The following is a 9,524-nucleotide window of genomic DNA, read 5'->3' as shown; positions in this document are numbered from 1 at the left end:
TTGCCGCTCGGCCCGCTCGTGATGAGCTTGCCATTGATCCAGATGTTGTCGATGACGGCGAGTCCGACGCCCTGTGTGTCGTTGTTCGCCGTGTCAGTGCCCTCGTCATACAGGATCGAGATCGACACGATCTTGCTGCCGACGGGGATGACCGGGAACGACTCGGCCGGGTTCGATGTCTGGAACATCACGCGAGTCCACTGCGTCGGGTCCTGGGTAGCACCTATTGGAGTGGTCTCGTTCGAGCACCCGCCAACGAAGTGGAAGGTCTCGGCTGCTGTCCCCAGCTTCGCCACGACGTTGAAGCGGGGCGCTCCAGCGCCGCAGTGCCCGCCGTTGCGGTACTCAAAGCCGAGCGTGAAGGCCGCGTCCACCGTCATGCCTTGCACGCCGGTGATCCGCGCGCCGGACGATGAACAGTCGGCCGTGGGCCCGTTCTTCGAGAGCAAGAGTCCCGTGTGCGGATCGTTCGGCGTCGTTGCGTTCGGGCCACCGTTGTCCGGCAGGCCCATTCCGCCGAGCCACGCTGCCGTCACGATCCGGCTTCCGGCCGGCGACGGGCTGCACTCGGCGGCTGTGCCAACGAACGTGAACGGCACGGCCTGCACCTTGTTGTTGTCGTCTGCAACGGCCGAGCCCGGTAACAGTCCCACCAGTGCCGCGACAGTTACGAGTACGAGAACGCGCCTCATGAGTGTCTCCCTCTTTTCCGTTGCGACTTCCCGACCAGCTGAGATCGTCCGGCTCGGCACCTCCCGCTTACGCCACCGCTGAAGCGCTAGTTCTACTCCCGTGGTCAAGCGCTCAAGCGTCGCTTCAATCACCGTTACGCTTACGGCCGGCAGATGGATGAGCAGGAGCGCCGCTGGCGCGACGAGTTCCCGATAACGCGGGAGCTCGTGTACCTCAACAACTGTTCGCTCACTCCGCTCCCGACATCGGGTCGCGAGAGGATCGAGCGCTTCGCGCGCGAGTGGACCGAGCTCGGCGGGCGAGCCTGGTACGACCACTGGATCGGCGAGTACCAGGCGCTGCGCGAAGACCTCGCCGTCGTGCTTGGCACGACCACGGATGAGATCGCGATAGAGCCGAACGTCTCCGCTGGTCTGGTCGGGATCGCGAGCACGTTCGACTACTCGAAGCGTCCCAAGGTCGTGGTCTCTGATCTGGATTTCCCGACGGACGGCCACGCGTTCCTCGCGGTCCAAGATCGCGGAGCGCGCGTCGAGTTCATCCACAGTCCCGACCGTGTTCGCATGCCACTCGAGCTGTTCGAGCGCGCGATCGACGAGCGCACCGCGGCGGTCTGCACCGGCCACGTCTACTTCACGACCGGCTGGATCCAGGATGTTCGCGCGCTCGCCGAGATCTGCCACCGGAAGGGCGCGGTCCTCGTCGTCGACGCGTACCAGTCGATCGGCGCATTCCCGTTCGACGTTCACGCGTCGGGGATCGACTACCTCGTTGGCGGCACGCTGAAATGGCTCATGGGCGGACCGGGCATCGCGTTCCTCTACGCGCGGCGCGAGGTCGCGGAGCGCGCACGGCCGAGCGCGGTCGGGTGGTGGGGCGTGATGGATCCGTTCGCGTTCGACGTCGAGCATCTCGCGTATGGCGCGGGTGCTCGCCGGTTCGAGTACGGAACACCGGCCGTCGCTGCCATCTACGCCGCGCGCGCGGGTCTCGCGCTTCTCGCGAAGGTCGGCGTGGCCACGGTCCGGGAGCGCCACATGCTGCTGTCGCAGCGCCTCGTCGAGGGAGCCATCGCGCAGGGTTGGACGGTGCGTTGCCCGCGCGTCGCGGCCGAGCGGACCGCCATCGTCACGCTCGAGCATCCAGAGCCGCAGAGCGTCGTAGATGCGCTACGCGCGATGGGCGTCATCTGCGACAGCCGGCCCGGCCTGGTGCGCCTGTCGCCGCACTACTTCAACACGGCGGAGGAGATGGATCGCGCGCTCGAGCTGCTCGCGCCGCTCCGCGCGATGGCCGCGACCGCCTGAACGCGCCGCGCGACGGTCTGAACACGCCGCGCGACGGCCGGCGGCTCGCCGCGTGGATGGCCCTCATCGCCACGATCGCGGCGCTGGGGTACGGCGCGCGGTTTGCCGCTGGCGGCGACGGCGCCCAGCCAGATCTCCTCTTCCGCTGGTCGACCGCGATCTTCACCCTCGCGTTCGACGGGGTCATCCTGCTCGTGCTCCTCGGGGTCGCTCGCGGCCTGCCGCTGCGCGATGCGTTCGCCTTGCGATGGCCGGTGTCGTGGCCCTCTGCAACGCGCATCGCGGGCGCGGCGCTCGCCGCCATCTACGCGACCTCGTTCGCCCTCGAGATCGTGCTCGGGCACGGCGCGCGAGAGCAGGCCGTGCCGCAGTTCTGGGATCCGACGCGGGCAGGCGCGTTCATCGCGAACGCGCTCGCGATCGCCTTGTTCGTGCCGATCGTCGAGGAGGCGGCCTGCCGCGGTCTCGGCTTTCGCCTCCTCGAGTCCTTCGGGCAACCGGTCGCCATCGTCGGCAGCGCGGTCGCTTTCGCGCTAGCTCACGGCGCGGTCGTCGATCTGCCGTGGGTGCTCGTCACCGGTCTGGGTCTCGGATATCTCCGGAGCCGGTCTGGCAGCCTCTATCCGTGCGTCGCACTTCACGCGGTCGTGAACGGTGTCGCCGTGTTCGCCTCGGCCGCGTCTGTGGCTGGTCGCTAGCCGCTCCCGTTTGGCGTGGCCCGCAGCACCGCGACGACCTCGAGGAGATCCCCGCCCGGATCGTTGAAGACGGTGCGGCGCGCGGCGATGCGCTCGCCCTCGAGGACGTGCGCGCGCAGTCGGTCGTACGGGAGGAGCGGGTCCGCAAGATTCGCGGGATCGTTGTCGAGGCCGATCGTGTCGCGGATCCGGCGCCGCACCTCGGTCCAGCGGACGATCGCGTCGCGATCTGCCTCCGCTAGCGCTGCGTACGCCACCGCGTCGTTCAGCGCGTTGCGGTAGGGGAGGAGCCGGCGGCGCTCGGTGCCGCGCGGATGTTCCGCGGCAAGGGCCAGCTCCTTCTCGTCGATGGTCATCGTTCGATGCTACGCAACATCGCGCGGGATGAACCGCGCCCGCGATGCGATCACGGCGCTCAGCACCAGAAAGGCGGCGGCGATCGGCGGAGCGACGACGGTCACAATGATCGACGCGACGAACTCGGCGGGGAGGGTGGGCCCGAGGCTCTGCAGGCCGAGTGGAAGCTGCAGCCCTAGCCACGGCAGAAGCCAGATGCCGCCGACGATCGCGGCGTTCCGCACGCCAAGCGGTAGCTGCGCGGCGACGACGCCTGCCGCGACAGCAGCCGCGGCCATGCCCGCCGCGATCGTGAGCCCGCTCGTCAGTGCGTTCGCGGTCTGAGCGACCGTGGCGGCCCACAGCTGGCTCAGGATCGTGAGTGCGATGGCCAGGCTGCCCGCGATCCGAAGCAGCGAGTTGATGCCGCTGCCCCGCGTCGTGATCGCGCGCGCGAACGCGATACCCAGACCGATGCCGACGAACTCCGGCCATAGGGATGCGAGGAAGCCAAACGCGGTGCACTGATCGGGACCCGGCCCGGTCGGGAAGGCGCCGCCTGACCGCTCGCAGAACGTCGTAACCCCGGGGATCCTGAGCGCGACCCCGAGCGCGTGGTATGCGAGCTCGATCGCGAGGGCGAGAGGGCCGCCGGCACCGAGCGCCACGGCCGCCGCCGCGGCGCTTCCCGCGATCGTCACCAGAGGAAAGAGGTTGAACGGCAGTGGGCTCTGCGCGGACTGCACTGCGCGGCTCGTGAGCCCGACGACGACCTGCGCGATGTCGCTGACGAGGAAGCCGGCGCCGATCCCCGATATCGCCGCCCAAACGACAGGCTCAGACCGCGGACCGATCGGACCGATGCGTGCTCGCGTCCATGCGACGGCCCGTCCGGCTTCGGGGAACTCGCGCGCGAGGCCATCACGCATACGCCCGTATTGTGACGACGTGAGCGAACCGCAGATCGAGGACGCGAGGGCGGAACACGACGTCCTAGCGATCGCCAAAACGATCGCGGCCAATGAGTTCCCGGTCGAGCGCGCATCGGTCATCGGCGTGGATCGAGAAAGCGGTCGCCTGCTTCGCCTATCGCCCTTTCCGTGGAAGGGGAACGACACCGATCCACCGCTGCTGCGCTGGTCCTGGATCCACGCGCGCACGCTTCGGGACGAGCGCGACGTGCGACCCGAGACGGTGAACGTGGACGGTGAAGTGACCGCGACGGCCTACGTCGACGCGAAGGACGCGTGGCGCCTGCGCTGGCCATTCGTGCGGCCGAACCTCTACGCATCGCTCGAGTCGCTGCAGACGCTGGCGCGCGATCGCGCGGCGACGATCGGATTCGTGCGCCCCGAGCCGGACGGCGACGTGCTTCACCTGCCACTCCGGCTTCGCTTCCGCTGTGCCAGTGAGGACTGCATCGAGACCCATGAGCTGCCTGTGCTCGACTGGGAGCTCCATGAGATGGCGCGCCTCAGTCGCGAGCGGTACGGGCCGCAGTGGGCGACGCGCTTCCGCGAGACGTGGGGTACGGCGCTCTTCGCGAAGTACGACGTGCATCTGCTGCTGTCGTCATACGCTCAGGCGCCGTCGCGGTTCTACGTCGCGGGCCTCTTCTACCCGCCGAAGGAGAAGGAAGACGAGCATGCGCACCTTCACCATCAGGCGCACCGGACGCACGCGAACGCGGAGAGCAGCTAGAGCGCGCTAGACCTTTCCCGCGAACTGCTTCGGGATGTCGTTCCGCTGGATCCCCGTTTCGCCTTCCTTGCCCTTGTAGCCGTGAGGAAAGATGCGCAGCAATAGATAGGTGCCCGTCGCTGGATCCTCCGCGCGCTCGATCACGATCGACGGGCCCCAGGGTGAATCGAATTGATCGCCGACATCGGGCTTGCGCTTCTCGAGGTCGAATCCGTGTTTGTCCCACTGCAGCACCGAGTAGCTGCGGACCACCCGCTCCTCATCGCCGCCCTCGTCGGGCCGCCAGCGATGCGCGCCGGGGTGCTCTTGCTGGCAGACCGCCGGCGAGCCCGAATGCATCGTGACCCACTTGTACACGTCGGCGTCCTTGCTCTGAGCGCCCGTGGGATACGCCGCGCGGTACCGCTCCTCACCGAGCGTGCATAGGTAGTAGAAGAGCATCGAGCGCAGTATATGGACGTGATCCGTTCGAAGATGGTGAGCGTCATGGGTCTTCGCACACGTGTCCTCGAAGAGGGCGACGCGGGCAGCGGCGATCCGGTCGTGATGATCCACGGCGTCGGCGGCTGGGCCGAGAACTGGCGTGAGGTGATGACGCCGATCGCGAGAACGGGTCGCCGGACCATCGCCTTCGACCTTCCAGGTTTCGGTGAGAGCGATCCGCCCGGCAACGTCAGTCACTTCGGCCCACGCGATCCGTTCTATCCGAAGTTCATCGACGCGCTGCTGGACGAGCTCGGCATCGGATCCGCGCATCTGGTAGGCAACTCGATGGGGGGCGCGGTCGCCTTCACCGCCGCGGTCAGCCAGCCGGAGCGCACTCGGTCGCTCGCGCTCGTCGCGGGCGGCGGCGTGGGCACCGAGGTGGCGCTGTTCCTGCGGCTCTGCACGCTCCCCGGCGTGCCCACGCTGTCGCGGGTGTTCGGGCGGCCGGAGCAAGCACGCGACGTGCTGCGCACCTGTTTCTATGACTCGCGCCGGATCCCGGCATCGCTGTTCGACGAGGCGGAGCGGTACGGCCTGCCGACGTTCGGCGAGTTCGTCCGCGCGCTCCGTTCGGGCGTGACGATCTTCGGCGTTCGTCAGTCGCTGCGCGAGCACTGGGTCACGCTCGCGTCGCGCTTCGCGGGTCCGGTGCTCGTGGTCTGGGGCCGGCAGGACAGGGTGCTGCCGGTCGAGCATGCCGCGGAAGCAGAAGGCGTGATGCCGCAGGCGCACATCGAGCTCATCGATGACTGCGGCCATCTTCCACAAGTCGAGCGGACCGATGCGTTCCTCGCTGCGCTTCTGCCGTTCCTCGACCGCGCCGAAGCGGCCGCCGCTGCGTGAAGGAAACTGGCAACATTGACGGCGGCGTGAAGACGCGTTCGCGGCCCTCGATCACGACGCCACGCGCCAAGCTCACCCTCAGCGCCGAACAGATCATCGCCGACTACCGCCTCGCCGTGCGAAGTCGTGCCGCGAGCGAGCTCGGCCGGCGTGAAGTGCTGGCGGGACGCGCTCCGTTCGGGATCTTCGGCGACGGCAAGGAGGTCGCCCAGCTCGCGATGGCGCACGTCATTCGTCCGGGCGACTGGCGCAGCGGCTATTACCGCGACCAGACGGTCATGCTGGCGGTGGGCACCACAACGCTCCAGCAGTACTTTGCGCAGCTCTACGCCGACGCCGACGTGACGCGAGATCCGTTCTCCGGCGGGCGCCAGATGTCGAACCACTACGCGACACGCATCATCGACGAGCAGGGCCACTGGCGCGATCTCCTCGGCGCGGTCCAGGTCGGTTCCGACTTCTCACCCGTCGCCGCGCACATGCCCCGGTCGGTCGGCCTGGCGTGGGCGTCGAAGCTGTACCGGGATTCCGCGGTCCTTCGCGAGGCCGCGAAGGGCTTCTCGCGGAATGGCGACGAGGTCTGCTTCACGACGATCGGCAACGCGGCTGCGGCCGAGGGCCTGTTCTGGGAATCGGTGAACGCGGTCGGCGTCCTCCAGGTCCCGCTCCTCATCAGCGTCTGGGACGACGGTTACGGCATCTCGGTCCCCAACGAGCTCCAGATGACGAAGAGTTCCGTTTCAGCGGCGCTCGCGGGCATGCGGCGCGACGGTGGCCCGGGATTCGAGATCGAGGTCGTGAAGGGTTGGGACTATGTCGCGCTCTGCGATGCCTATGCGATCATCGCCGAGCGCGTGCGGCGCGAGCACGTCCCCGCGCTCGTGCACGTCATCGAGATGACGCAGCCGCAGGGGCACTCCACCAGCGGCAGCCACGAGCGCTACAAGACAAAAGAGCGTCTGACCTTCGAGGTCGAGGCCGACCCGATCCGGCGCATGCGCGAGTGGATGATCCGCGAGGAGATCGCGGACGCCGAGATGCTCGACGAGTTCGAGAAGCACGACCGCTCCGAGGTCGAGCAGATCCGGGAGAAGGCATACGCGACGTTCCAGGAGCCGATCCTTCGTCGCCGAGACGAGGCGCTCACGCTCATCGCCGCCGCAGCGACGGAGTCCGGCGTCCCGCTCGACTCGTTCGCGAGCGAGCTGCGCGAGGCGGGCGATCCGCTCAACCACCGCGCGGTCTACGTCGCGGCCTTCCGCGCGCTCGCGCTGCTGCGGGGGCGCGAAGGCCCGGCGCGCGCCGAGCTCGCGCGGTTCGTTCGCACCTACCGTGAAGAGAACGAGGCCCGCTACAACTCACACCTTCTCAGCGAATCCGACCGGTCGCCGCTCCGCGTCCGCCCGATCGCGCCCGAGTTCCCCGCGAAGCCGGAAACGGTCGACGGCCGACTCGTGCTGCTGCGTTGCTTCGACGCGAACCTCACGCGCGACCCGCGCATCGTCATCCTCGGCGAGGATGTCGGCCGGCTCGGGGACGTGAATCTCGTGTACGAGGGACTCCAGGAGAAGCACGGCGCGCTGCGCGTCACCGACACCGGGATCCGCGAGGCGACGATCCTCGGCCAGGGCATCGGCGCCGCTTTGCGGGGGCTGCGCCCGATCGTCGACATCCAGTACGTCGACTACCTCTTGTTCGCGCTCCAGCTCGCGTCGGACGACCTCGCGACGCTGCGCTACCGCACCGCAGGGGGGCAGATGGCGCCGGTCGTCATCCGCACCAAGGGCCACCGCCTTCAAGGGATCTGGCACACCGGATCGCCGATGCAGATGCTCCTCGGCACCCTCCGCGGTATGCACGTGTGCGTGCCGCGCGACATGACGCAGGCGGCGGGTTTCTACAACACGCTGCTTCGCGGCGACGACCCCGCACTGGTGATCGAGGTTCTCTCGGGGTACCGCCTGAAGGAGCGCGTTCCGTCGAACATCGGCGAGTACACCCTGCCGCTCGGTGTTCCGGAGCTGCTGCGCGAAGGCTCGGACGTGACGATCGTCACATACGGAGCTCTGTGCCGGATCGCGCTCGAGGCGGCGCGGGATCTCGCGGCCGCGGACATCGACGTCGAGATCGTCGACGTGCGCACGCTGCTTCCGTTCGATGTCGGTCACACGATCGTCGGGTCGGTGAAGAAGACCGGTGCGCTGCTCGTCGTTGACGAGGATCTTCCCGGCGGCGCGTCCGCCTACATCCTCCAGCAGATCATCGAGATGCAGGGCGGCATCGACCACCTCGATGTCGGACCTCGCACGCTCACCGCCCGCGCGAACCGTACGCCGGTCGGTGTCGACGGCGACTACTTCTCCAAGCCGAGCCGCGAGGACATCTTCGTTGCGACGTACGCGATCCAGCGCGAGCGGCAGCCCGATCGTTTCCCGTCGCTGGACATAGAGTTGGATCGTTGACCGAGAAGACCAATGTGCAGGCGGTGCACGACACGCTGCTGGCCGAGTTCCGGCGCGACGAGCGCTACATCCTGATGGGGGAGGACGTCGGCGTTCGCGGCGGCGTGTTCCGCGTCTCCGACGGCTTCATCGAGGAGTTCGGCAAGCACCGCATCATCGACACACCCGTCGCGGAGTCCTCGATCGTGGGCATCGCGATCGGGGCGGCGATCGGCGGCCTGCTCCCCGTGGCGGAGATGCAGTTCGCGGACTTCAGTGCGCCCGCGTTCGAGCAGATCGTCGACGAGGCTGCGCGCATCCGGTATCGCTCGAACGGCGCGTACGGTGTGCCGATCGTGATCCGGATGCCGTGGGGTGGCGGCATCCATGGCGCGCTGTACCACTCGCAGTCCGTCGAAGCCTTTTACGCGCACGTGCCCGGGCTCAAAGTGGTGGTGCCGAGCACGCCGCGCGACATCACCGGAATGCTGCGAGCGGCGCTGCGCGATCCCGACCCGGTGATCTTTCTCGAGCACAAGGCGACGTACCGGGCCGTTCGCGGCGACGCTCCCGACGACCCCGATTTCACGATCCCGCTGGGACCGGCCGACGTGAAGCGTGAGGGCACGGACATCACGGTCTTCGCGTACGGGCTCATGCTCCACCACAGCCTGAAGGCCGCCGAGGCGCTGGCCCTGGAGGGCATCTCGGTCGACGTGGTCGACGTGCGCAGCCTGCGGCCGCTCGATGCCGCGACGATCCTCCGGGAAGCGCGAAAGACCGGAAAGTGTTTGATCGTTTATGAGGACAATCGGCTATTCGGTGCCGGGGCGGAGATCGCTGCGCTCATCGCCGAAGAGGCGTTCGATGCCCTCGACGCTCCCGTGATGCGCCTCGGAGGACCCGAGGTGCCCGCGATGCCCTACAACAAACCACAGGAGGACTGGTTCATGCCGGACCCTGAGAAGATCGCTACGAAGATGCGCGAGCTGGCGGCGTATTAGATGAACCCTGCTCGC

General features: G+C 68.0%; 10 protein-coding genes. 6 read left to right on the top strand and 4 right to left on the bottom strand.

The features are described 5' to 3' along the window. The coding region (locus VI056_07405) for a hypothetical protein (protein ID HEY6202854.1) at nt 1–692 on the bottom strand (692 nt) is incomplete at its 3' end. Between the two features lie 153 nt (nt 693–845). On the opposite strand from VI056_07405, the gene VI056_07400 reads away from it, so the two are divergent. Both VI056_07400 and VI056_07395 read left to right on the top strand, forming a co-directional pair. Next, nucleotides 846–2,000, top strand: a complete 1,155-nt coding sequence (locus VI056_07400; protein HEY6202853.1) for an aminotransferase class V-fold PLP-dependent enzyme — start codon at nt 846–848, stop codon at nt 1,998–2,000. A 56-nt stretch (nt 2,001–2,056) separates the two neighbouring features. Beyond that, nucleotides 2,057–2,698 (top strand): type II CAAX endopeptidase family protein, encoded by a 642-nt coding sequence (locus VI056_07395; protein ID HEY6202852.1) that lies wholly within the window; start codon nt 2,057–2,059, stop codon nt 2,696–2,698. On the opposite strand, the gene VI056_07390 is transcribed toward VI056_07395, so the two are convergent. Both VI056_07390 and VI056_07385 read right to left on the bottom strand, forming a co-directional pair. Further along, on the bottom strand, nt 2,695–3,054 hold the full coding sequence (locus VI056_07390; protein ID HEY6202851.1) for a hypothetical protein: 360 nt from the start codon (nt 3,052–3,054) through the stop codon (nt 2,695–2,697). The two genes, VI056_07395 and VI056_07390, sit on opposite strands and share 4 nt — an antisense overlap. Nucleotides 3,055–3,063: 9 nt before the next feature. Then, nucleotides 3,064–3,963: a hypothetical protein gene (locus VI056_07385; GenBank protein ID HEY6202850.1), complete on the bottom strand. Its 900-nt coding sequence runs from the start codon at nt 3,961–3,963 to the stop codon at nt 3,064–3,066. A gap of 19 nt (nt 3,964–3,982) precedes the next feature. On the opposite strand from VI056_07385, the gene VI056_07380 reads away from it, so the two are divergent. After that, nucleotides 3,983–4,735, top strand: a complete 753-nt coding sequence (locus VI056_07380) for a hypothetical protein (protein HEY6202849.1) — start codon at nt 3,983–3,985, stop codon at nt 4,733–4,735. A 6-nt stretch (nt 4,736–4,741) separates the two neighbouring features. Here the strand turns inward: VI056_07380 and VI056_07375 are convergent, their stop codons facing one another. After that, the gene (locus VI056_07375; GenBank protein ID HEY6202848.1) at nt 4,742–5,176 is read right to left on the bottom strand and encodes a hypothetical protein; all 435 of its coding nucleotides are present in this window, start codon (nt 5,174–5,176) and stop codon (nt 4,742–4,744) included. Between the two features lie 18 nt (nt 5,177–5,194). Between VI056_07375 and VI056_07370 the strand changes: the two genes are divergently transcribed. The 3 genes from VI056_07370 to VI056_07360 are packed head-to-tail and all read left to right on the top strand — an operon-like array spanning nt 5,195 to nt 9,509. Continuing rightward, on the top strand, nt 5,195–6,064 hold the full coding sequence (locus VI056_07370) for an alpha/beta fold hydrolase (protein HEY6202847.1): 870 nt from the start codon (nt 5,195–5,197) through the stop codon (nt 6,062–6,064). Between the two features lie 26 nt (nt 6,065–6,090). After that, on the top strand, nt 6,091–8,526 hold the full coding sequence (locus VI056_07365; GenBank protein HEY6202846.1) for a thiamine pyrophosphate-dependent enzyme: 2,436 nt from the start codon (nt 6,091–6,093) through the stop codon (nt 8,524–8,526). 14 nt (nt 8,527–8,540) lie between these two features. After that, nucleotides 8,541–9,509: an alpha-ketoacid dehydrogenase subunit beta gene (locus tag VI056_07360; GenBank protein HEY6202845.1), complete on the top strand. Its 969-nt coding sequence runs from the start codon at nt 8,541–8,543 to the stop codon at nt 9,507–9,509. Nucleotides 9,510–9,524: the final 15 nt, after the last annotated feature.

Source organism: Candidatus Limnocylindria bacterium (assembly GCA_036523395.1).
GTDB lineage: Bacteria > Chloroflexota > Limnocylindria > P2-11E > P2-11E > CF-39.
The sequence above is the reverse complement of the archived record's forward strand: the minus strand, read 5'-3'. Positions and strand labels throughout refer to the sequence as shown.